The 21,639-nt window shown below is 65.9% G+C and carries 19 protein-coding genes and 2 pseudogenes; 17 read left to right on the top strand and 4 right to left on the bottom strand.

Translation table 11 applies throughout. The features are described 5' to 3' along the window. Positions 1-136: 136 nt before the first annotated feature. Positions 137-778, top strand: a complete 642-nt coding sequence (locus AB0H00_RS22035) for a hypothetical protein (RefSeq protein ID WP_357268981.1) — start codon at positions 137-139, stop codon at positions 776-778. A 355-nt stretch (positions 779-1,133) separates the two neighbouring features. Continuing rightward, positions 1,134-2,021 carry a class I SAM-dependent methyltransferase gene (locus AB0H00_RS22030; RefSeq protein WP_357268978.1) on the top strand — a complete coding sequence of 296 codons (888 nt, stop codon included), beginning with the start codon at positions 1,134-1,136 and terminating at the stop codon, positions 2,019-2,021. Between the two features lie 35 nt (positions 2,022-2,056). Here the strand turns inward: AB0H00_RS22030 and AB0H00_RS22025 are convergent, their stop codons facing one another. Beyond that, on the bottom strand, positions 2,057-3,685 hold the full coding sequence (locus AB0H00_RS22025; protein ID WP_357268975.1) for an MDR family MFS transporter: 1,629 nt from the start codon (positions 3,683-3,685) through the stop codon (positions 2,057-2,059). Continuing rightward, entirely contained in the window at positions 3,682-4,320 is a 639-nt protein-coding gene (locus tag AB0H00_RS22020; protein WP_357268972.1) for a helix-turn-helix domain-containing protein, read from the bottom strand. The genes AB0H00_RS22025 and AB0H00_RS22020 overlap by 4 nt, the downstream gene beginning before the upstream one ends. 182 nt (positions 4,321-4,502) lie before the next feature. Between AB0H00_RS22020 and AB0H00_RS22015 the strand changes: the two genes are divergently transcribed. From AB0H00_RS22015 to AB0H00_RS22005, 3 genes are all read left to right on the top strand, one after another. Beyond that, positions 4,503-5,939 (top strand): cytosine permease, encoded by a 1,437-nt coding sequence (locus AB0H00_RS22015; RefSeq protein WP_357268969.1) that lies wholly within the window; start codon positions 4,503-4,505, stop codon positions 5,937-5,939. Between the two features lie 719 nt (positions 5,940-6,658). Beyond that, the gene (locus AB0H00_RS22010) at positions 6,659-7,606 is read left to right on the top strand and encodes an SGNH/GDSL hydrolase family protein (protein ID WP_357268966.1); all 948 of its coding nucleotides are present in this window, start codon (positions 6,659-6,661) and stop codon (positions 7,604-7,606) included. Then, positions 7,603-8,892, top strand: a complete 1,290-nt coding sequence (locus AB0H00_RS22005) for an acyltransferase (RefSeq protein WP_357268963.1) — start codon at positions 7,603-7,605, stop codon at positions 8,890-8,892. Before AB0H00_RS22010 ends, AB0H00_RS22005 begins: the two co-directional genes overlap by 4 nt. A gap of 63 nt (positions 8,893-8,955) precedes the next feature. On the opposite strand, the gene AB0H00_RS22000 is transcribed toward AB0H00_RS22005, so the two are convergent. Beyond that, complete coding sequence (locus tag AB0H00_RS22000) at positions 8,956-9,273, bottom strand: hypothetical protein (RefSeq protein WP_357268960.1); 318 nt, start codon at positions 9,271-9,273, stop codon at positions 8,956-8,958. A gap of 282 nt (positions 9,274-9,555) precedes the next feature. Here AB0H00_RS22000 and AB0H00_RS21995 point away from each other — a divergent pair, with 282 nt between their 5' ends. The 8 genes and pseudogenes from AB0H00_RS21995 (at position 9,556) to AB0H00_RS21960 (ending at position 16,289) form a co-directional block, all read left to right on the top strand. Further along, positions 9,556-10,905, top strand: a complete 1,350-nt coding sequence (locus AB0H00_RS21995) for a Rieske 2Fe-2S domain-containing protein (RefSeq protein WP_357268957.1) — start codon at positions 9,556-9,558, stop codon at positions 10,903-10,905. After that, positions 10,895-12,427 carry a class I adenylate-forming enzyme family protein gene (locus tag AB0H00_RS21990; protein WP_357268954.1) on the top strand — a complete coding sequence of 511 codons (1,533 nt, stop codon included), beginning with the start codon at positions 10,895-10,897 and terminating at the stop codon, positions 12,425-12,427. The genes AB0H00_RS21995 and AB0H00_RS21990 overlap by 11 nt, the downstream gene beginning before the upstream one ends. Further along, entirely contained in the window at positions 12,427-12,951 is a 525-nt protein-coding gene (locus AB0H00_RS21985; RefSeq protein WP_357268952.1) for an aconitase family protein, read from the top strand. The genes AB0H00_RS21990 and AB0H00_RS21985 overlap by 1 nt, the downstream gene beginning before the upstream one ends. Further along, a complete protein-coding gene (locus tag AB0H00_RS21980) occupies positions 12,833-13,489 on the top strand; it encodes an aconitase family protein (protein ID WP_357269131.1) in 657 nt (218 codons plus the stop codon). Before AB0H00_RS21985 ends, AB0H00_RS21980 begins: the two co-directional genes overlap by 119 nt. Further along, positions 13,489-14,091, top strand: coding sequence for a 3-isopropylmalate dehydratase small subunit (gene leuD, locus AB0H00_RS21975; protein WP_357268949.1), 603 nt, complete (start codon positions 13,489-13,491; stop codon positions 14,089-14,091). The genes AB0H00_RS21980 and leuD overlap by 1 nt, the downstream gene beginning before the upstream one ends. A gap of 22 nt (positions 14,092-14,113) precedes the next feature. After that, a complete protein-coding gene (locus AB0H00_RS21970; RefSeq protein WP_357268946.1) occupies positions 14,114-15,226 on the top strand; it encodes a hypothetical protein in 1,113 nt (370 codons plus the stop codon). After that, positions 15,223-15,408, top strand: a pseudogene (locus AB0H00_RS21965) (DUF3179 domain-containing (seleno)protein); the annotation flags it as partial. The gene AB0H00_RS21970 and the pseudogene AB0H00_RS21965, both read left to right, overlap by 4 nt. Before the next feature lie 125 nt (positions 15,409-15,533). Beyond that, positions 15,534-16,289 (top strand): DUF3179 domain-containing (seleno)protein, encoded by a 756-nt coding sequence (locus tag AB0H00_RS21960; RefSeq protein WP_357269128.1) that lies wholly within the window; start codon positions 15,534-15,536, stop codon positions 16,287-16,289. Positions 16,290-16,332: 43 nt separating this feature from the next. Here the strand turns inward: AB0H00_RS21960 and aztA are convergent, their stop codons facing one another. Further along, positions 16,333-17,019, bottom strand: a complete 687-nt coding sequence (gene aztA, locus AB0H00_RS21955; protein WP_357268943.1) for a zinc ABC transporter ATP-binding protein AztA — start codon at positions 17,017-17,019, stop codon at positions 16,333-16,335. A 48-nt stretch (positions 17,020-17,067) separates the two neighbouring features. Between aztA and aztB the strand changes: the two genes are divergently transcribed. The 4 genes and pseudogenes from aztB to AB0H00_RS21935 form a co-directional block, all read left to right on the top strand. Beyond that, positions 17,068-19,059 (top strand): zinc ABC transporter permease AztB, encoded by a 1,992-nt coding sequence (gene aztB / locus AB0H00_RS21950; protein ID WP_357269125.1) that lies wholly within the window; start codon positions 17,068-17,070, stop codon positions 19,057-19,059. Continuing rightward, positions 19,056-19,973: a zinc ABC transporter substrate-binding protein AztC gene (gene aztC / locus AB0H00_RS21945; protein ID WP_357268940.1), complete on the top strand. Its 918-nt coding sequence runs from the start codon at positions 19,056-19,058 to the stop codon at positions 19,971-19,973. The genes aztB and aztC overlap by 4 nt, the downstream gene beginning before the upstream one ends. A gap of 26 nt (positions 19,974-19,999) precedes the next feature. Further along, positions 20,000-21,154 carry a zinc metallochaperone AztD gene (gene aztD, locus AB0H00_RS21940; protein WP_357268937.1) on the top strand — a complete coding sequence of 385 codons (1,155 nt, stop codon included), beginning with the start codon at positions 20,000-20,002 and terminating at the stop codon, positions 21,152-21,154. A 282-nt stretch (positions 21,155-21,436) separates the two neighbouring features. Further along, positions 21,437-21,592: pseudogene (locus AB0H00_RS21935) on the top strand (LLM class flavin-dependent oxidoreductase); the annotation flags it as partial. Between the last annotated feature and the right edge of the window lie 47 nt (positions 21,593-21,639).

The following is a 21,639-nucleotide window of genomic DNA, read 5'->3' as shown; positions in this document are numbered from 1 at the left end:
CACAATCGCGCAGCGCTCATCGGGCCGATGGGGTGCGGGAACTCCCGCAAGACACTGGAGGCGCGGTGAGGCACAATCGCGCAGCGCTCATCGGGCCGATGGGGTGCGGGAACTCCCGCAAGACACAGGAGGTGCGATGACGATCCGGGTGCGGCAGGCGGCGCTGGACGATCTGGACGAGATCATGGCCGTCGAGCAGGACTGGGAGGAATCTCAGCGGGCCAGCCGAGACCAGATGATGGCTCGCCTGCGCGCGTTCCCCGAGGGGTTCTGGATTTTCGAGCAGCACGACGAGGTTGTCGGCACCTTGATGGGCTTCCCCATGCGGTACACGGCGGACAGGATTTCCGAGCTCAGCGATTGGGACTCTGTGACCGGCAACGGCTATTACCCAGAGATCGACCTGGACACGGCGAACGCCATCTACCTTGCTTCCGGCTCACTGAAGCGCACTGCGCGCGGCGGCACCGCATACGCGGTGATGATGGAGACCCCCGTCGAGCTGGCCGAGCGATTCGCGCTGAACTATGTCCTCACCGGAGCAAAGATTCCCGGTTACGACGCCTACTGCCGCCGGTTCGGCGAGATCGACGCGCGCGACTACGCGTTTCGCAGGCTCGGTGGCTGCCTTGTCGATCCGTTCCTGGAAATGTACCGGGGGCACGACTATCTGGTGCCCGACCGGAAGCACATTGTCCCCAACTACTATCCGGATCCGCCGAGCAGGGATTACGGCGCGATCGTGGTGCGGCGTGTACGGGGAACGCCTGGGCGATGATCGTCATCGAGCCGCCAGGGAAGGCCACCGGCATGGGCCCGGACTCCGGCTGAGTCGGGATGCCCATCGGGATGCCCAGCAGGTGAGGCCGGGCGCCGACCCGGCTCAGCCATGGATGTCTACGGTGTGGGCGCCGGGACTGTTCTGCGGGAGCGAGATACCGCGTTGCTGCAAGGATGCGGCCCATCATGTCGAGGACCTGGTTGTCGTAGAATCACGAGTAGATGGGTGATTCCGGGTTGGTGCGAACGAGTAGCTCGGTGCGAGGCCGTCGAGTTGTGCGGCCCTCTTCGCCGTCCTGCTGGTTGGTTGTCACGTCCACGTATGTCGACAAAGATCGGTAGGTGTTTCGGCTATGCGAACTGAGGGAGACGTGTGGGACATCGTCAGTAGCGTGGGGCTGACGGCGTTGGGGGTCGCGACGTTTCGGGCGTTGGAGGCGGCCGGTCCCGATCCGTTGATCGAGGACGATTACGCGCCGCTGTTCGTCGAGGCTGCGGGCGAGCCGCATTTCACCGGTTTGTTGGCCGACCCTTCCGCGCTGGACGGTACGCCGCTGGTTCCCGGTTTCATGGGTTTTCGGACCAAGTTCTTCGATGAGTTCTTCTTGTCGGCCGTCGCGAACGGGGTGCGGCAGGCGGTGATCGTGGCAGCGGGGTTGGATGCGCGGGCGTATCGCCTCGACTGGCCGGCGGGTACCACGGTATTCGAGATCGACCAGCCGAAGGTGTTGGAGTTCAAAGAGAAAGTGCTCGTCGAACACGTTGCGCAACCGAAGGCCGATCGGCGGGCGGTGGCGGTGGACCTGCGAGAGGACTGGCCCGCTGCTCTCCGGGCGGCGGGCTTCGATTCCGACAAGCCCGCCGTGTGGTCGGCAGAAGGGCTGCTGCCGTATCTTCCCGGTGCGGCGCAGGACGCATTGTTCGAGCAGATCGTCGAACTCTCCGCACTCGGCAGCCACCTCGGGGTGGAGAGTTTCATGACCGGAACCGATGTCAAACGCTTCGCGACCATCGAGTCGAAGTATTTTGACAAATCCCTGTTCGGTGATATCGACCTGGCCGAGCTGTTCTACGACGACGAGCGGGCCGATCCGGCGCAATGGCTGACCGAAAATGGCTGGACTGTCCGGGCATTCAGTCCAGCCGAGCTGGCCACAGCCTACGGTCGATCGGCTCCGGAACTCCCCGACGAGCTTACCGACCTGTGGCAGCAGCCGAGGTATCTGACCGCGGTGCGCTAGCCAGGCCAGCGCCCCACCGTCCTGCTCAGAGGGCTTCAGTCGGCGCCTGCGCCTCGGGGCTCGGCCACGAGTTCCGGTTCTGGATCCGACTGCTGCGCGTCATCCGCCATCACCGCCTCGCCGCGAGCGACCATACCCGCCTCGTCGGAGAGCTTCATGTGCGGAATGAACAGCGCGAGCACGAATGCGATCACCACGCCCGGAATCAGGTACCAGAAACCGGGGACAAGGGCGTCGACGTACGACCCGACAATCGCATCGTGCAGGCCCTGGGGCAGGTTCTTGACCACCGATGGCACCAGTGCAGTCGGGTCGATTTTCGCCTGGACTGCCTCCGGACCGTGCGTCCGGAACACATCGGTGAGGCCTTCGGTCAACCGGTTGGTGAAAATCGAACCGAAAATAGCGACACCAAGTGCGCCGCCCATCTCACGGAAGTAGTTATTGGCGCTGGTCGCGGTGCCGATCTGGTTGGGTGAGACCGCGTTCTGCACGACGAGCACGATGATCTGCATCATCAGACCGAGGCCCGCGCCCATCACGAAGAGCATCGCCGAAACCACCCACATCGGGGTATCGGCGTCCAGCCGGGTGAGCCACAGCATGTCCACGAACATGAGCGCCGCGCCGAGCGGCGGATAGACCTTGTAGCGACCGGTCTTGGTAACCATCGTCATCGAAGTGATCAGAGTGATCATCAGACCGATCATCATCGGTATCAACAGCAAGCCTGATACGGAAGCCGAAGCACCAGTAGCCATTTGGAGATAGGTCGGAATGAAGGCGAGCGCGGCGAACATCACAAGGCCGACCAGGAATCCGATCGCCGAGGTCAACACGAACGTCCGATTGCGGAACAACCACAGCGGCAGCATCGGCTCCTCGGCTCGGGCCTGCACCATCACGAACGCGGCCACGATCACCACGAACGCGGCGATCATCGTCACCATCACCGTCGAACCCCAGGTGTACTGCTTGCCGCCCCAGTCGGTGATCAGGATCAGCAGCGTGGTCGCGGCCGACATCAGGACGACACCGAGGTAGTCGGGTCGGGTCCTGGGGCGGTGGCTGGGAATACTCAGGTAGCGGAAGGCGATGAACAGTGCGGCGATACCGATCGGCACATTGATCCAGAAGCACCAGCGCCAGCCGAGGTGATCGGCGAAGAAGCCGCCGAGCAGCGGGCCCGCGACCGAAGTGATGCCGAAGATGGCGCCCATCGGGGCCATATACTTGCCGCGATCCTTCGCGGGCACCACATCGGCAATGATGGCCTGCGCCAGGATCATCAGGCCGCCGCCACCCACGCCCTGCAGGCCGCGGAAGGTGATGAACTCCCAGAAACCCGTCGACGCGGCAGCGCCGACGGATGCGACGGTGAAGATGGTGATCGCGAACAGGAACGGCCAGCGCCTGCCGAACAAGTCACCGAATTTTCCGTAGATCGGCATCATGATGGTGGTCGCCAGCAGATATGACGTCGCGGTCCAGGCCATATGGGAAATGCCACCGAGATCGCCGACGATGGTCGGCATGGCGGTGCCGACGATCGTCTGATCGAGGCTGGCCAGAAACATGCCCGCGATCAGCGCGGCGAAGATGAGCCCGATTCTCCGCTGGGTCAAGACAATAGGGGCGGGCGGCGATTCGGCGGTCGTGGTCATTCGGCACGTCTCCTTTTCCTGGCCGCCGGCTCGAACAGCCGGGCGGCCATTGCACAGTGGTCGCGCATCGCCGCGGCTAGCGATACGGTCGGATCACCCGCTGAGGACATCGCCGCCCTCGTGGTGATGGTTGTCATGACTCCCGCTGCGAGCGAGGTGAATTCGGGCGATGCCTCGCTACCCAGCCGTGCCGAGAGCAGTTCGCCCAAGGTGGCCTCCAACCGGACACCGGAGGCGACGAAGGCCGCGAGCACCCTCGGTTCGGTTTTGATGATCTCGATGACCAAGGAAATGCCCTCGCGTACTTCGCTTTCTGGTTCGAATCCCGCGGCGAACAGCCAGGTGAGATCGTCCATGAGCACACCGGTCGGCCCGCCGGCGGTGAACAGCTCTCGCAATTCTGGTGTGCCGATCTCGCCGACCGGACCCACCACCGCGTCCATCTTCGTCTCGTAGTAGTTGAAAAACGTGCGCGGCGAGACACCGACGGCTCGCGCGATGTCCTCGACGGTCGTGGCATCGAGCCCCCGCTCGATCGTCAGCCGCCGCGCGGCCATGCAGAGATCGAGTTCGGTCCGCAGCTTCTTCTGCTCGCGCAACCCGATCGTTGGCTCGGCACGCTTCGATGGGGACATGCCCGAAAATTTAGCACAAACTGCAAGATTTCATAAACTGCAAGTTGTTGAGTAGGCCGGAGTGGCCCCGGCATCGCGCGCCGACCGTTCCTTGACGCCTTCCCGGGTGGCGGCCGCAGAGATGTTGCACCTCTAATCAAGCCCCTATTGAATGAGCCGTTGATTGACGGTACATTCGCGCGATGAGCGAAGCCGGTGCTGCCGACTCCGATTCGTGGTTGCGGCGAGTAGGTGGTGAAGTCGAGACGGTCGGCGTGGCGCCGGTACCCGACAACCAACGCACTGCCACACCGGGAAAGTTGTTCATTGTCTGGGCCATGACGTCCGGCTCCGCGATAACGCCACTGATCGGCGCGATTCTGTACCCCTACGGGCTCTGGTACATGATCGGCGCGATCGTGGTGAGTTGGCTGATCTTCCTGATTCCCTGTGGCCTGTTCTCCGAGATGGGCCGTGAGCTGCCGCTCACGGCTTTGGTGGTCGCTCGCCGCACCTACGGATGGTCGGCGACCTTTCTGCTCTCGGCGCTGTTCTCCTTCGTCAACATCGTCTTTTTCGGCCTGAACACGGCCACTGGCGCCCTCATCATCGCGGCGTTGTGTCACACCTCTGCGACACCGTGGTACTGGATCGTCGGTGGTATCTGCATCGTGCTCGTTCTGTTCGGGTTCAAGTGGCTCGAGTACTTCTACCGCTACACGGCGCTGCTGTTCATCGTCTGCTACGCCGCGCTGACCGTCTATCTGGCGACGCACTACTCACTGCACGTTCCGCGCCAGACCACCCCGATGGCATGGGGCACGGCGGTTTCCGCTGTCGCCGGGTTCTCGATTCTGTCCTGGACTTATAAGACGTCGACGATTTCGCGCTTCTGTTTGCCTGCTGAGCGCACAGCTGGGCGGACCTGGTACTTCCTGATGCCGAGCCTTGGGATCATGATGCCCATCGTGATCATGGGCGTGATGGGCGCCTACTCGCAGGAGGCGATCGGCGACTGGAACATCGCCGTCCTCGGCGCGCAGATCACCGGTTGGGGCGCGGTGGCGGCGATCGGCGCGGCGCTTGCCGTACTGCATACCAACGCCATGAATCTCTATCCCTCGACCGTCGACCTGCTCGTAACCCTCAACACCGTGCGCAAACCGCGCAGCTGGGAACAGCCCGTCGTCACGGTCATCCTCGGCGTTCTAGGTGTTCTGCTCGCCCAGGCCGGCATCCTGACGCACGCCGAGGTGTTCGTCACCGGCGCAGGTGAGTTGCTCGGCCCGTTCGCTTTCGTCATGATCGTCGACTGGCTGTGGGGCTTGGTCGACAAACGCGACGTCGACAGCTACTTCCGCCCTGCGAGTGGCTTCGCCGACCGATGGCGCATCCCGGCGCTCGCCTGCTTCCTCGCAGGCTTTACGGTGAATTTCTGGGGGAAGGATTTCCTACCCGAAGGCTTCTACCACACGGTGCCGCTGAGCCTGCTCGGATCCCTCGTCGCAGGTGTCGCGTACGGAGCCGTTCTCGGGACGCGCCGCGGTAGCTCGGGCAGGCGACATCCCGGCTCCAAGGCACTCGCCGACCGGAGCCCCGAAGAACAGTCGATGCGGAGGTCTAGGCCTGTCTCCCAATAAGTTCGGTCCTCCGCACGACCTGCCCCGAGAACCGGGGTGTTGATCCCGGCCTCGGCTTCGGGAATGGTCTATACCGTGACTCGCACGCTCCCGACCGCGCCTGGTGATGCCGGCGCTGGGAATGGTAATGCGACGATTCTGATAGAAACACGGCGAGGGGCTGCTCTTCGGCGTTGGCCAGTGCCGGCGAGAGGCTTTGTCGCCGACGGCCTGTTCGGATACAGCGATCAATCCTGCTGCCGCTGGGACGCCGATTTCGACGCTGGTTCCTGGTACGGTCTCGATGCCGACTCAGCTGGTTCAGTGTAGCTATCGACGAGGACATTTCGAAGATAAGGATATTTGTGAGTCGATCCTCTGTTGTGCTGTCTGTCTTCTCTCTTGTTCTGATTGGATTGCCGAGTGTGACCGCGTGTGGTGACTCGGATGGCGGAGAACCTGCGACGACTTCGACGACGGTTGTCGCGCCGTCCGTGACGAGTATTGCGCCGCAGTCGAGTTCGGTGCCGGTTCCGTCGGCGGTGAACCCGCCGACCACCGTGACCAGCGTGGTCGAGCCGCCGAGTCAGGAACCCGCTCCACCCGCGGTCCAGGAACAGCCCAGGCAGCCAGCGCCTCCGGCGAAGCCAGAACCTCCGGCGAAGCCGGCGCCAACGCTTCCGGACCCGGGTTTCGAGCCGCATCCCGGTTACTGATCCGCGAAGGCTGTGTGTGATTCCATGAAGTTCGGCACAAACGTTCGTGCTTCGTCGCGGACGATCAGACTGTTTCACATAACTCTTTCGGTATTCACCCTTGCGGTGCTCGGCGGCAGCGCCACGGTTGCTTCGGCCGAGCCCGCGAAATCACCGGCCGCCGGTAAGGCGCTGGTGGCCCTGGGGGATTCCTACACCGCGAACGGCATTCGGCTCGATGGTGACGAGAAGGAGTGCCGGCACGGACCGGCGGCATGGCCGATTCAGCTGAGTCAATTGATGGGGGTGGCCGGGACATCGGATTTCGTGGATGTCTCGTGCCCGGGTGCTTCTATCCAGAGCCAAACCGCCTACAACCTGCTCCACGAAGCCCGCCTGGCTGACGCCGCGGGTGGGTTCGGTCCGCGCACCCAGGTGGTGGCGATCCAGATGGGGATGAACGACACCTGGGGCACGAGCAAGACCATGATGTGGACCGCGATGGGTCCATGCATCTTCAACCTGCGCGACGGTTGCGGTCTCGAAGCCGCCGAGCAGGGCCGCAGCCCCGACTACCGGGCCGTGACCGGGAAAGAGTACGCCGACCGCATCCGCGCAGTCGTCGAATACATTCGCTACTACGCACCGCAGGCACGGATGGTCCTCGTCGGCTACCCGGAACTGGTCCCCCCGGGTTCGGAGGTGTTGTGCGCCAACGTTCTCGGCGTGGGTGCCATCATCCAGAACCGGGGCGCCGCCGTGGTGGAGTACATGGACCGGCTCGATCGCGCGCAGCGGGAGGCGGCCGCTATCCTGGGTGTCGACTTCTTCGATTCCCGGGCGGTCACCACCGGACACGGTCTGTGCTCGGATCAGCCGTGGGTGAACGGGTTGTTCGATCCGCGTGCCGACTTCGTCGGCATGCCCTTCCACGCCAGCGCGCAGGGTGACACGGCCGTCGCTGTCGGGCTGCATCGCTGGATCACGCGGTGACCGCCACCGCGGACGGAGCAGCTCCAGCCTCCTCGACGATGCCGCGGCCTTCGGTTCCCGCTACCCAGGATTCGTTGGGTCCGAACCCGTCAGGGCGGGGTCTGCCCGGTCTCACCGGGGCGCGGTGGTGGGCAGCGGCGACGGTGTTCATTCTCCATGCGCTGGTGTTCTTGCCTACCTACCCGTTCCAGAAGTCGCAGCTGTTCCGCCGGATCCATCAGGACTTCGTGCCGATGCAGTTCGGCGCCACGGCGGTCACGTTCTTCTTCGTGCTGTCGGGATTCATCATCTACTGGTCGTTTCGGCCCGGCACCTCCACCGTGGCCTTCCTTCGGCGGCGCGCACTCAAGATCTACCCCACCCACCTTGTTGCCGCCGCGGCATTCATCCTGGTTGCTGCTGTGCCGCTGAGCCGCACCGTCGCCTGGGTGCCGAACCTGCTGTTGATCCACACCTGGGTACCGAAATGGACGACCGTCGGTGGGCTCAACGTTCCGTCGTGGTCGTTGGCGGCGGAAGTCCTGTTCTACCTGAGCTTCCCGCTGGTCCTGCCGCTGGTGCGGCGCATACACACCGACCGGTTACTGCCCTGGATCACCGGTCTGCTGGTGTTTATCATCCTGCTGAACACCGCCTACTACCTCGGCCTCGACGGCCCCACCAGCACCACCAACGCATTCGCGCCTCGCCTCGTCCCGGGTGAGGTATCCCCGCCAACCGAACTGCATGCCTCCCCCGCGTGGTTCAGGCAGGCTGATATCCCGATCGTTCAGTCGTACTGGTTCAGCTACAATTTTCCGCTTTCGCGGCTGCCCGAGTTCTTCGCCGGGATGCTGGTAGCGCGAATGGTGATCGAAGGGCGGTGGCGCACCACCCGGTTGACGCTGCCGGTGGTCGCGCTGGCACTCGCCTACGCGGCGACCTGGGTAGTGCCCGTGACCTACAAGATGTCGGCCCTGGTGGTGGGACCGATATGCGCCCTGGTCGCGACGATCGCCGCGCGGGATCTGCAAGGGGTCTCCGGGCTCATCGCCTCCCGCCCCCTGGTGTGGCTCGGCAATATCTCCTTCGCGTTCTACGCGATCCAACTGCCCATCATGGTTCTGGTCACCCGCCTGGTCATCGGCGGACGACAGTTCGGATTCCTCGGCTGGCTGGGCTGCACGACACTCTGCTTCGCGCTCTCAGTACTGGCCGCCGCCGCGATCTACCACTGGGTCGACCTACCGGTGATGCGCCGCTTCGCCCACCGGCGACCCCGGAAATCACCTCACCTGACCACGTAAAACAACGGTTTGCTCTCAGACAAAGTGGCGGATCGGGTGGTTCGGTCCTGCGGCCCAGGCGGGTCATCGACGCACCTGCTTCGGGATGTGGTCGGCGGCGGTGCGGTACTCCTCGTCGGTGACGCGCGCGGCCCACGTCACGGCGTCGCCTTCCCACAGCGCGAGGTGGGTCATGAACGACTCGGGCCCCGCGCCGTGCCAGTGCTCTTCGCCGGGCGGGGTCCACACGGTGTCGCCGGGCCGCATTACGATCACCTCGCCATCGCGGGTGACGACCAGACTCGTTTGCGCGTAGCCCGCGGTCACGAAACGTCCGCGCCACTCCGGAAGGCCATCCCTGGCTGTTCGGAAGTAATTGAGTAGCAACCGGATTCGCCGCACCGCAATACCGCAGGATGATCGTCGACCGCGTGATCCGCCCTGGGCAATGCGACGGTACGGGAACCGAGTTCGTCGGCGAGCCGGGCAGAATCCAGGTACAGCAGGGCGTCCTCGACCGCCGAGTGCGATCGCAACGGTGGCATCCCGTTCGTCGACCGCGCGGCGCAGCCGCTGTTCGAGTCGAAGTTGTGCGAATCAGCCTGCGCGACGCATTGATTGGGCCGTTATCCAATGGTACGTGACCTAAGTCACATGCAGCTCGGGAAAAGTCGAGGGTGCCCGATGTTGAAATCGTCCGACAACGAACGCTTGGTGCGGGTGAGTAGCGGAACCCCGATGGGCGAATTGATGCGTCGTTACTGGCATCCGATCGCGCCCGTCGCGGAACTGGACTCGAGCCCGCTGCGCACGAAAGAGGTGCGCCTACTCGGCGAAGATCTGGTGCTGTTTCGAGATCGCAGTGGGCGACTGGGGCTGATCGATCGCTACTGTTCGCACCGCCGAGTGAACCTCGCGCTCGGCATGGTCGAGCAGGACGGCATCCGATGCCCATACCACGGCTGGAAGTTCGCCACCGATGGTTCGTGTATCGATCAGCCCTTCGAGATGACCATGCAGGGCAACGATCATTTCGCCCGTAGCTGTGGCATACCCGGGTTTCCGGTTCAGGAACTGGCGGGGCTGGTGTGGGCATATCTCGGCGCCGGTTCCGCACCGCTGCTGCCGCGGTGGGCGCCGCTGGTGTGGGAGGAGGCCGTGCGCGACATTTCCATTGCCGAGTTACCGTGTAATTGGCTTCAGTGCCAAGAGAATTCGCTCGATCCGGTGCACACCGAGTGGCTACATACCAACTATCCGAACTATTTGCGCCAGGTCACGAACATGGGGGATGAGACCCGGTTCGAAGGGCTCGGCCCGACAGCGGGCAAGCGGCATCGCCGAATCCGCTTCTACGACTTCGAATACGGCATGGCAAAGGCGCGAATGGTGGAGGGCGACACCGGAACAGAGGAGGACTGGACCGTCGGCCATCCGGTGATCTTTCCGCATATCCTCGTCACCGGATGCCAGTTCGCCTACACGATGCAATTCCGGGTGCCGATCGACGACACGCACACCAATCACATCTCGCTCTACGTCTTTCCGACAGCGCCCGGAACCAAAGCTCCTCGGCAGCGGCAGATACCGTTTCGCTATGTACCGCTGAAGGACGAATTCGGGGACTGGATTTTGAATTTCAGCTTCAACCAGGACTACATGGCCTGGGTGGAGCAGGGTGCCATCGCTGAGCGCGATCGGGAGAAGCTGGGCGTCTCCGACACCGGCATCATCAAGTACCGGAAGCTGCTGTTACGCGAACTGCGCAAGCTGGAGCAGGGCGACGAGCCGATGAACGTTTTTCGGGATCCCGTGGCCAACGTCTGTGTCGACTTCCCTCGCGAGCGCATCAAACACGGCATGGTGACCCGCCCGATCTACAAGCCCGGACCGGGCGAGGTCAGCGGAATCGCGGGCGAATACGGCTGGAGTTCCGACACCGAGCTCATCGAGCAAGCCCTCGCCACCTGGGACACGATTCCCGAACACGCCCGTCCGGCCCGCACGAAGGAGACCGGGCCGCATGTTCGGTGAACGACTCGCGACCGCTCTCGCCGCCTGGCCGGACCACCGCCCCGCCGTCGTCGACGAGGAACACACGCCCCCGCGGGTGATGACGTTCGGTGAGCTGCGGGTGGCGGTCCGCCGATACCGCAGGCAACTCGCCGCGCTCGGCGTCGGCCCCGGGCATCTGGTGCCGCTGCTCACCCGGCAGACCCCGGAATCCGTCGCGGTGGCCTGTGCACTGCTACTACAAGGTGGGGCGTTCTGCTTTCTCAGCGAACGGTTTTCGCCCGGCGATCGGCGCTGGCTCATCGAGCGGATGGATCCCATCGGAGTGCTCGTCGACGAGTTCGGCACCGGGCTGCTGTCGGACGACGACCGGGCCGCGTTCCCCCCGATTCGAGTGCGGCCCGGCGGCCTCGATCCATCGGCGGACGAGGTTCGTGCCGGTTCGGCCGGTTTTCCCGGCATCGCGGAGGCACACTTCTCCTCGGGGTCGACCGGGCGGCCGAAAGCCGTCCTCGGCACCCGCCGAGGGTTGGAGCACTTCGCCGACGTGCAGATCGTCGGGAGCGGCATCACGGCGAACGACCGGCTGTTGTGCAACGTCGGTTTCGGCAGCAATCTCGGGCTCGTCCAGATCTTCAGCACGCTGTTCACCGGCGCGGCACTGCATTTGAGCCGAGCCAGGGGCAAAGAACTCGGCGACGTGATCAGGCGGTCGGGGATCACCGGCCTGGGCGGTGCCACGCCGATGTGGACGGCCGCTCTGGCGAGCGGCGCCGTCGACGAGCCGCTGTTCGGCGACGTGCCGACGCTGCGCTACATCTTCACCGGTGGACTGCACATGCCGCGCTCACGTCTGCGACAACTGTTCGCCCGTCTCGGCCCCGGTGTACGCGTATTCGAGATCTACGGACAGGCCGAGGTGCGGCAGATGACGCACTTTCCGATCAACGCACCGGAGCACCGGCACCGGATCGACAGTGTCGGACGGGCCGTCGAGGGCTCCACACTGTTCATCGCGCGCGATGAACAGGCGCTGGCACCGGTCGGTACCGTGGGCGAAATCGCCCATATCGGGCCCGGGATCATGCACGGCTATCTCGGCCAGCCGGAACTGACGGCGACCCAACTGTGTACCCACGGCGCCTTCCCCGGACAGACGGTGGTGTACACCGGCGACTTCGGCTACCAGGACGAAGACGGCTACGTCTACATCAAGAGCCGTGGCTCCCGGGTGATCACGCTCGAGGACGGGACCCGGGTATGGCCCACCGATGTCGAGAGTGCGCTCGCCGCGCACCCCGAGGTTGTCGATGCCGTCGCGGTGGGCGTGCGCGTGGACGGGCGCACCGCGGTCGCCGTCGCGGTGCTGGCTCGCGATGGCATCGATGCGGCCGAGCTAGGTACGGAACTGATGCACGCGCTGCCCACATCCGCGGTCCCCGCGCACATCGCGATCTGGCCGGAACTACCCGTCACGCCGAACGGGAAACCCGCTGTGGCACAGATCGCGACGATGCTGGCGGCCGAGATCGACGGTGCGTAATGGATACAACGACGCGAAAAGCGCCGGCGAACGTCATCGACAAGATCTGGGCGCAGCATGTCGTGGCAGACCTCGGCGGTGGCGCCTGCGTCCTCCATATCGATCGTCTCATGCTGCACGACCGCGGTGGCGGGCTGGTGTTGCGCAAGCTGAGCGATGCGGGCACACCCGTGGCGCGACCGGAGTCGGTGTTCGCGACAGTCGATCATGTCGTGGAGACGAAACCCGGCCGCACCGATCGGACATCGGTGCCGCGAGGCGCGACGTTCATCGGTGAACTGCGCGCGGGAGCGCGCCGACACGCGCTGCGCCTGTTCGACGTGAACGACCCCGGTCAGGGCATCGTCCGTCGAATTCGGCGCCCGCACCGCGATTGTCGCCCCGGACGACACCACCTTCGAGTTCCTGTCCGGCACACCGCATGCCCCGACGGGCGCCGCCTGGGACCAAGCACTGAGCCAGTGGCGCGCCCTGTCCTCGGATCCCGGCGCACCCTACGCTGCGACACTGTCGGTCGCCTGTGATTCTGTTGCTCCGCAAATAACTTGGGGGACAAGCCCGGCGCAAGTCGTCTCTGTTCACGGCCGCGTCCCCGCGCCCGAAGGAGTACGGGCCGACGACATCGACCGTGCGCTGCGCTATATGGGGCTCTCCCCTGGGCAGCCGGTTCTCGGCATACCGATCGACGTGGCGTTCATCGGATCCTGCACGAACAGTCGCCTGTCGGATCTGCGTGCGGCGTCGGCGGTGCTGCACGGCCGGATCGTCGCCCCAGGTGTGCAAGCGATCTGCGTGCCCGGTTCACAGGAGGTGAAGCGCCGAGCCGAACTCGAGGGTCTTGCCGAGGTGTTCGTCGCCGCAGGCTTCGCCTGGCGCGAGCCGGGGTGCTCGATGTGCTTTTACGCCGGAGGGGAAGGATTCGGCGGCCGCCGCGTGATCACGACCACGAACCGGAACTTCGAGCATCGTCAGGGGCCTGCGACGCGCTCCCACTTGGCAAGCCCGGCTACCGTCGCCGCCTCGGCCGTGGCGGGGGCGATCACCGACCCGAGAGCGCTCTGATGGCCGGCTCGACCCGCACCGGGGTGGTTGCTCCCCTGCTGATCGATAACGTGAGCACCGATCTCATCATCCGTTCCCGCGACATTCCGCCTCGTGCGGGCGACGACTGCGGCCAGCACCTGTTCGCCTGCTGGCGGGGCCGGTCCGATGCACCGTTCGTGTTGGACCGCCCGGAATTCCGCGCGGCGAGCCTACTGCTCACGGGGGCGAACTTCGGCTGCGGCAGTTCCCGTGAGGCCGCGGTCTGGGCGCTGCGGGACGCCGGCATCGAAGCGATCATCGCGCCGAGCTTCGGATCCATCTTCGCCGCCAATTGCGTGCAGAACCAGATCGTGCCCGTGGTGGTACCGAGCAGCTGGATCGGCGATATCGCGGCCATGATCACCGCCCGCACGACCATCGCACTCACCATCGACATCGTGCGGTCCACGGTCGTGCTCCCGGACGGGCGCTCGGTGCGGTTCGAGCTGACGACCGTGCAGCGCATGCTGCTGAGTACCGGCCGCACGGCCATCGACCTGATCCGTGCCCACAGCAGGGCCATCGCCGACTTCCAGTCTCGCGACCAGCACCGTCGACCGTGGATCTACCAGGATCGATAACCATCATCGGAGAGGACGTCCCATGGGCGCACATGACCGGCCGAAACAGGCCGCATCCCGTGGCAGGCTTGTGATCTGGGAGGAGTGCGCGCGCGACGGAGCGCAGGCGAAGACGATCATGAGCGGGTCCGAACGCGCGCTCATCGCCCGTGAGACCGGTGGCATCTTCGGTTCCGAAGGGCCGAGCCAGGTGATCTTCGCCGCGGGTTTCCCTGCGATCGGCCCCGAAGAGGTGCAGGCCATGCGGGTGCTCGCCGAGAGCGTCGACAACTGCTCGCTCGCCTCACACGGCCGAGCCACGCGACACGATATCGACCTCGGCCGTACCGCGCTGCGCGACGCCGCACATCCCAGGATCACTTTCTGGATCCCGGCGTCCGATGAGCTGGCGCACGCGCTGGGCATGGCTTCACGGGCGCAGGCACTCCAGCGCGGACTCGACTGCCTCGCCTACGCTCTCGACACTTGTGGCGGTATCCCGATCGACGTGGCGCTCTCAGGCGCGGACGCCAACGATCCCCAGTACGTCGCGGACGCGGTGGTGGGGGTCCATCTGCACAACGATCTCGGCTTTGCGCTGGCCAACATCATGGAATCGGTGGCGCAGGGCGTCCGTGTGGTCGCGTCCTCCTGGATGGGCTTGGGCGAGCGGAATGGGCTCGCGGCGACCGAACAGGTGGTCGTCGCACTTTCCGGCGTCGTCTGTTCGGTGAAGAGCGCGGTGGGGGAACCCGTCGACCTGTGGGAGCAGCCTCCCGATCTGCACCGGGTCGTACCGATCGCAGCGAATGTCAGCCGGATCACCGGGGTGCCGCTGAAGGTCACCGACCCCATCTGCGGCACCGGCGTGAATTCGATCTCCACCGGCACACCATTCCTGGATCGAGGTGTGTTCCGTCCCTTTGATCCGATGGCCGTGCTCGGAGTCGAACCGCGGATCGAGATCACTCAGCTTGCCAGCAAAAGGGTCCTGCAGGCGGTGGTCGCGCAACACGGCATCGCCCTCACCGACGGTGAACTCGACGCGGCGTTGCGCTGGGTCAAGTCCGTTGCCTATGAGCGGAATGAGCCGATCATCGACAAGGTAGAGCTGTTCGCCTTCCTCGGCAGGAATGAAGGCGGCGGTTCCCGATGAGCCGCGCCGATGGCTTCTCCCCGGCGCGGAAGCGGCCGTGGTTCCTGCCGCTGAACAACCCGCCGGTCGTCGATGCGAACCGCGCGGATCACATGCGTGGCGACGATCCGGTGGTCGGTGTGCTCGTCGGTGCGCAGGCGCGCGCCTATCCGTGGTGGATCCTCGCCAACCACCACTTGGTCAACGATACGTTTCTGCTGTCCGAGGAGCCTGAAGGCTACCTGTGGACAGAGGCGATGACCGGCACCGGCGAACCGGGATATCCGTGGTTTCCCACAACCCCTGTGGTTCTGAGCCTGTGCGAGGCATGCAGTGCGACATCGGCGTTCGTTCCGATCCCGACAGCGACGGTGCTCAGCCACTGGTATTCAGCCTGGTGGAGCGGACGGCCAACAGTCCGTACCGGGCGCTTGGGACCTTCACCATCGCGGATGTCGAAACGCACAGCCGCTGGCATCCGTTCACCGGCCGCGCGCACAGCGGACCGCTCGCGGGCGCGCAGCTGCGCAGGCTCCCGGCCTTCATCGACCACTGGGGTTCGTGGTCGCGCGATTTTCCGGCGACGACCGTTGCGTTGGCCGGTGACGAGATGCGAACCCGCCCGCATGTGGCCGACCTGCCCGGCGTACTCGATCCCGACGCCGCCCACACCAGCCTGGGGGAGGTGCGCCTGCACAGTCCCGCACTCATCGATCACCGACTGCCGCCGGCTGAGCTGGTCTTGGGCGCCGGTGACGCGGCCACGGGCGCCGCGGTCGCGATACCCGTGGCGGCACTGCGCTCCCACGGCGGCGTCCTGCAGACCGAGCTCGCCGGGCGACCGCTGCTGTTCACCCTGGCGGGTGACTTCCGCGGGCTGGTCTTCGAACGTGAGCTGGACGATGCTGCCGTCGAGTTCCGTCCCGGCAGCCTCGTCGACCATCTCGGCGGCACCTGGGATCACCTCGGCACCTGTCACAGCGGTCCGCGTCGGGGTCGTCAGCTGTCCCATGCCCCGGACGGCTATCTTTCGAAATGGTCGGAATGGAGCCTCGCCCACCCCGGCGCCGACATCATCGGATGACGCACCCGGTGGAACCGCAGGGCTGGCTCCACCGGTGCTCGCGTCAGAGCGGTCGCCGATCGGACAATGCCGTTGCCGGGGGCCCCTCGGCCCGGACCTGCCCGTCGCGCAGAACGAGGCAGTGGTCGGCCCGCCGTGCTTCCTCGTGATCGTGGGTAGCGTGGACGACGGTGACACCCTGGTCGCCGAGCTCGGTGAGGACGCGCGAAATCTCTTGGTGCGACTCCGAATCCAGGCCGGCGGCAGGTTCGTCGAGCAGGAGCACGTCGGATTCCTGCGCCAGCGCCTGGGCGAGCAACACACGCTGGCGCTGACCGCCGGAGAGGGTGTCGAGGCGGCGCGGCGCGAGATCGCCGACGGCCATGCGTTCCAGACAGCGATGCACGATGGTGTGGTCCTCGCTGGACAGCCGCCGCCACGGGCCGCGATGTGCCCACCGGCCCATCGAGACCGTATCGCGGACCGTCAACGGCAGCGTCGCGGGAATCGTGGTGTGCTGCATGACGAATGCGGGACGGTGCGCGCTCGTGCGGTGTACGGAGCCCTGCTCCGGCCGCACGACGCCCGCCAGCACGCCCAGCAGCGTCGACTTTCCCGATCCGTTGGGCCCGACCAGCGCTGTGATCCGTCCGCGCGGGATCGACGCGGTCACCTCGTAGAGGACCGGCCGTCCGTGGTATCCGGCGTGGAGCCGCTCGACGCGGATCGCGTGCCCCGTAGTGTGTCGCATATCACCTCGATTGAAACGATAATCATTATCACTATAGGGTGCTGCGCTATGGACTGGCTGTTCGCCCCGTACGAGGTGGCTTTCGTGCAACGAGCGATGTGGGGCGGGCTGCTGGTGTCCTGCGTGTGCGCACTGGCCGGAACATGGGTGGTGGTGCGCGGCATGGCCTTTCTCGGCGACGCGATGGCCCACGGCATGCTGCCGGGAGTCGCGGTGGCCTCGTTGCTCGGCGGCAACCTGTTGCTGGGCGCGGCGATCAGTTGCGCGGCAATGGCGTTCGGTGTCTCGGTGCTCGGACGCAATAGACGGTTCGCACCCGACACCGCGATCGGACTTCTGTTCGTCGGGATGCTCGCGACCGGTGTGATCATCGTTTCGCGCTCCCAGTCGTTCGCAGTCGACTTGACCGGCTTCCTGTTCGGCGACGTGCTGGCTGTGCGCGAACGCGACCTCGGCTATCTAACCGTCGCGCTCGTGGTCGCCGCGGCGGTGGCCGTCCTCGGCCATCGGGCCTTCGTCGCGCTCACCTTCGATCCACGCAAGGCGCACACGCTCGGACTGCGCCCCAAGGCGGCGCACGCCGTGCTGGTCGGCCTGGTGACGCTGGCGATCGTCGCGTCGTTCCACATCGTCGGCACCCTGCTCGTCTTCGGGTTGCTGATCGCCCCGCCAGCGGCGGCGATGTACTGGTCGAGCCGCATCCCGGTGATCATGCTCGTCGCCGCCGCACTGGGATCACTGTCCACCTTCGCCGGATTGTGGATTTCATGGCATGCGGACATCGCTGCCGGGGCCACGATCGCCGCCGTCGCGGTGGCGACGTTCTTCGTGTCCGCGATGGCCTCCGCACTACGGGATCGGGTCCGGTCGGCCGGAGGAGGAGCGGGGGCCATGCTGATGGTCGTTCTCGCCGCTCTGCCATTGCTGGGCTGCGGCGCGGGCGGCGGAGACGCTCCAGTCACCGAGGAGACGACACACGGCTATGTCGCGGGCGCGGAGGAAACGGCCGAGCCGCAGACACGTCTTGTGGTGGCGGACGGGAGCACCGGCGCGGTCCGGGTCATCGACCTCATCACCGAAGAGGTCATGCAGGCCGACCAGGTCCAGGGTGCACGCCACATCGCCGGTGACGGTCGGTTCGCCTATTTGGGCGCAGCGGACTCGGTGCGAGTCGTCGACAGCGGCGCATGGATAGTCGACCACGGTGACCATGTCCACTACTACCGCGCACAGGTCCGCACCGTCGGCGCCTTTTCCGGCGCGGAAGTGTCCGATGCGCACAGCGATCCGATGATCGCGGCCGTCGGCTTCGACAACGGTGGGACGATTCTGCTCGACCGCGGCTCGCTCGATGCCGGTTCGATCATCGAACGCGGTCGCGTCGACCGCGGCGCCGCTGTGCCCTACGCCGAGCACCTCGTCGTCGCCACCGCTGACCGAGTCGAGGTGCGGACTCGAGATGGAGCGGTCGCGGCGACCGCCACCGAGCCCTGCCCGGACCCCCGTGGCCACGCAGTGACACGGCGCGGACTCGCGATCGGCTGCGCCGACGGCGCACTGGTGCTCGCGCGGCGCGACGGAGCATTCGGTACCGAGAAAATCCCGTACCCGCGCGGAATGGGCGGCCGCGCCATGGAATTCACCCATCGCCCGGGCAGCACCACCCTGACCGCCCTTGCCGGGAGCGACGGTGTCTGGGTGCTGGATATCAGGAAGAAGACCTGGACTCTGGTGCCGATCGCCGACGCCGTCGCGGTGAACACCGCGGGGGAGGGCTCCGCACTGCTGGTGCTGACCCGCGACGGCACCCTGCACGCCCTCGACGCCGGAACCGGCAGGCAGACCGCGCAAGTTGCGCTGCTCGCCGCACCGGTGGGCGACCGAACGCTGCCGGTGATCGAGGTCGACGCCAACCGTGCCTATGTCAACGACCCGGCAGGCCGCGCCGTGCACGAAATCGCCTACAACGACAACCTTCGCTCGGCCCGCACCTTCCCCTTGGACATCGCCCCGACGCTGATGGTGGAGACCGGCCGATGAGGATACTGATCCGCGGCCTGGTCGCTTGCCTTCTACTCGCGGCGCCGACGGCCTGCGGTAGCACGACCGACCGCAGCGGAATCGTCGTCACCACCAACATCCTGGGCGACCTGACCCGCGCCGTCGTCGGTGACGCGGCCGACGTGACGGTGCTGATGGCCCCCGACACCGATCCGCATTCCTTCGCGATCTCTGCCAAGCAGGCAGCTGAACTCGAACGCGCGGGTCTGGTCGTGTACAACGGACTCGGTCTCGAGGAGGGGGTGGCACGCAACGTGGCCGCGGCCCGCTCCGCGGGAGTGCCCGCCTTGGCGGTGGCCGATCACATCGATCCGATCAGCTACGTGGCCGACGAGTCGGCCGGTCGGGCCGACCCGCATTTCTGGACCGATCCACATCGCGTGCACCGCGCCGTCGAGGTGATCAGCGCGCACGTCCTCGACCATGTGCGCGGCATCGACGCCGACACGGTGCGAGCGAACACCGACCGATATCTCGCCGAGATCGACCAGCTCGACCGGTGGATGGCCGAACAGTTCGCAGTGATACCGCCCGAACGGCGGCAGCTGGTGACCAACCATCACGTCTTCGGCTACTTGGCACAGCGTTTCGGCTTCCAGGTGATCGGGGCGGTGATCCCCAGCGGTACGACGCTCGCCTCGCCCAGCCCGTCGGATCTCGGCGCGCTCGCCGGCGCGATTCGCACCGCGGGAGTCGGCGCGATCTTCGCCGACTCCTCCCAGCCCGACCGACTGGCCCGCGTCCTGGCCGACCAGGTAGGCGTGCACATTCAGGTGATCGCGCTGCACAGCGAATCGCTCACCCGGCCGGGCAGCGGAGCGGGCAGCTACCTGGACATGATGCGCACCAACACAGCCGCCATCGTCCGCGGGCTCACCGCGCCTCCGGCCTAGAAGTCGCACGAGAAATGGAGCAGCACATGCCTAGTCGGTCACGAGCCACCACAAATGTGGCCCTGTCCGGTCTGATCGCCGCGACGGTCGCGCTGAGCGGATGCGGTTCGGACCAATCCGCGCACCCGCCGATCGGCGAACCGATCGCCCTCACCTACGACGGCGGCATCTACGTCCTGGACGGAACGTCGCTGGAACAGCGCGGCGAGGTGCGGCTCGACGGCTTCAACCGGCTCAATCCCGTAGGTGACGGTCAGCATCTGATGGTGTCCACCAAGGACAGGTTCCGCGTCTTCGACGCCGCGCACGCCGAATTCACCGATATCGCGTTTCCCGCAGCGGAACCCGGCCACGTCGTGCGGCACGCCGGGCGCACGGTGCTATTCGCCGACGGTACTGGCGAGGTCACCGTCTTCGATCCCGCCCAGCTCAACGGCGGCAAGCCGCGGACGGAGATGTATCGCTCGGCCGCGCCCCACCACGGTGTCGCGATCGAACTGGCCAACGGTCAACTGGTCGTCACGCTCGGCACCGAAGAGAAGCGTGTCGGCATCGCCGTCCTCGACCGCGATCGAAAGGAGATCACCCGCAACGAGGACTGTGCGGGCGCGCACGGCGAAGCCACCGCGAAGGACGAGGCAGTCGTGATCGGCTGCCAGAACGGTGCACTGGTCTACCGCAACGGTGTGATCACGAAGGTAACGAGCCCGACACCCTACGGCCGTATCGGCAACCAGTCCGGAAGCGAGGCCTCGCCGATCGTGCTCGGCGACTACAAGCAAGACCCGGATGCGGAACTCGAACGGCCGCAGCAGGTTTCGCTGATCGACACCACCACGGGGACCTTGCGTCTTGTCGTCATCGGCACGAGCTACACTTTCCGTTCGCTGGCCCGCGGCCCGCAGGGCGAGGCTCTCATCCTCGGCACCGACGGCCGAATCCACGTCATCGACCCGGTCGCGGGCAGCGTGACCCGCACAATACAGGTCACCGACCCGTGGCAGGAACCGCTGCAGTGGCAGCAGCCGCGCCCGGCTCTTTTCGCCCGCGGCGCCATAGCCTATGTGTCCGACCCGGCGACGAAAAAGGTTCTGCGAGTCGACCTCACCACCGACGCCGTCACGGCCACAACCACGTTGCCTTCGGCGCCGAACGAGATCAGCGGCATCGTCGACCACTGACGAACGCCCCGCGACGCCACCGCCCCGCGACGTCCACGGTGCGGGCCGCCGCGGGCTCCGCCGCCACGGTCGTGATGTGTCCGGCTCGGGACATGATTCGGGGAAGCTTCGGGTTTCTCGATCCGGCTCGGCCGGAGAGGATCACGCTGATCGCAACCCGTGGGTCCAGGAGCAGAAACGGCTAGCGTCAGCTCCATGGGCAATGCCGACGTGCGCCACCGACCTCTGAAGACCCTCACTGGCCTCAGCGGTGCCGTCAGTGTGTACGCGGCCGCGATCACTAGCCAGCAGCCCGGGGCGTTGACCTCCGCCGGAGACGGTGCCGCGGCGCTGGACGCGGACCGGGTCCAGCCGATCGACCACACGGGGGAGTACTTCACCGTGCGCCGGCCGCTGAACATTCCGCCCCTGCCGCAGCGCAGACGGGACCGGTTCCAAGTCGATCACTCCGCCGGCCACGGCGAAGGTGCCGCCACGGTCACAGT

Origin of the sequence: Nocardia sp. NPDC023852 (genome assembly GCF_040639505.1) — a bacterium.
Lineage (GTDB): Bacteria > Actinomycetota > Actinomycetes > Mycobacteriales > Mycobacteriaceae > Nocardia.
This window is presented reverse-complemented; position numbering and strand designations above follow the sequence as displayed.

What these genes read in the sequence shown, in the direction of transcription:
- AB0H00_RS22035 (WP_357268981.1), top strand. Translation starts at nt 137, where the DNA reads ATGACGATCCGGGTGCGGCAGGCGGCGCTGGACGATCTGGACGAGATC.
- AB0H00_RS22030 (WP_357268978.1), top strand. Translation starts at nt 1,134, where the DNA reads ATGCGAACTGAGGGAGACGTGTGGGACATCGTCAGTAGCGTGGGGCTG.
- AB0H00_RS22025 (WP_357268975.1), bottom strand. Translation starts at nt 3,685, where the DNA reads ATGACCACGACCGCCGAATCGCCGCCCGCCCCTATTGTCTTGACCCAG.
- AB0H00_RS22020 (WP_357268972.1), bottom strand. Translation starts at nt 4,320, where the DNA reads ATGTCCCCATCGAAGCGTGCCGAGCCAACGATCGGGTTGCGCGAGCAG.
- AB0H00_RS22015 (WP_357268969.1), top strand. Translation starts at nt 4,503, where the DNA reads ATGAGCGAAGCCGGTGCTGCCGACTCCGATTCGTGGTTGCGGCGAGTA.
- AB0H00_RS22010 (WP_357268966.1), top strand. Translation starts at nt 6,659, where the DNA reads ATGAAGTTCGGCACAAACGTTCGTGCTTCGTCGCGGACGATCAGACTG.
- AB0H00_RS21995 (WP_357268957.1), top strand. Translation starts at nt 9,556, where the DNA reads ATGTTGAAATCGTCCGACAACGAACGCTTGGTGCGGGTGAGTAGCGGA.
- AB0H00_RS21990 (WP_357268954.1), top strand. Translation starts at nt 10,895, where the DNA reads ATGTTCGGTGAACGACTCGCGACCGCTCTCGCCGCCTGGCCGGACCAC.
- AB0H00_RS21985 (WP_357268952.1), top strand. Translation starts at nt 12,427, where the DNA reads ATGGATACAACGACGCGAAAAGCGCCGGCGAACGTCATCGACAAGATC.
- leuD (WP_357268949.1), top strand. Translation starts at nt 13,489, where the DNA reads ATGGCCGGCTCGACCCGCACCGGGGTGGTTGCTCCCCTGCTGATCGAT.
- AB0H00_RS21970 (WP_357268946.1), top strand. Translation starts at nt 14,114, where the DNA reads ATGGGCGCACATGACCGGCCGAAACAGGCCGCATCCCGTGGCAGGCTT.
- AB0H00_RS21960 (WP_357269128.1), top strand. Translation starts at nt 15,534, where the DNA reads ATGCAGTGCGACATCGGCGTTCGTTCCGATCCCGACAGCGACGGTGCT.
- aztA (WP_357268943.1), bottom strand. Translation starts at nt 17,019, where the DNA reads ATGCGACACACTACGGGGCACGCGATCCGCGTCGAGCGGCTCCACGCC.
- aztB (WP_357269125.1), top strand. Translation starts at nt 17,068, where the DNA reads ATGGACTGGCTGTTCGCCCCGTACGAGGTGGCTTTCGTGCAACGAGCG.
- aztC (WP_357268940.1), top strand. Translation starts at nt 19,056, where the DNA reads ATGAGGATACTGATCCGCGGCCTGGTCGCTTGCCTTCTACTCGCGGCG.
- aztD (WP_357268937.1), top strand. Translation starts at nt 20,000, where the DNA reads ATGCCTAGTCGGTCACGAGCCACCACAAATGTGGCCCTGTCCGGTCTG.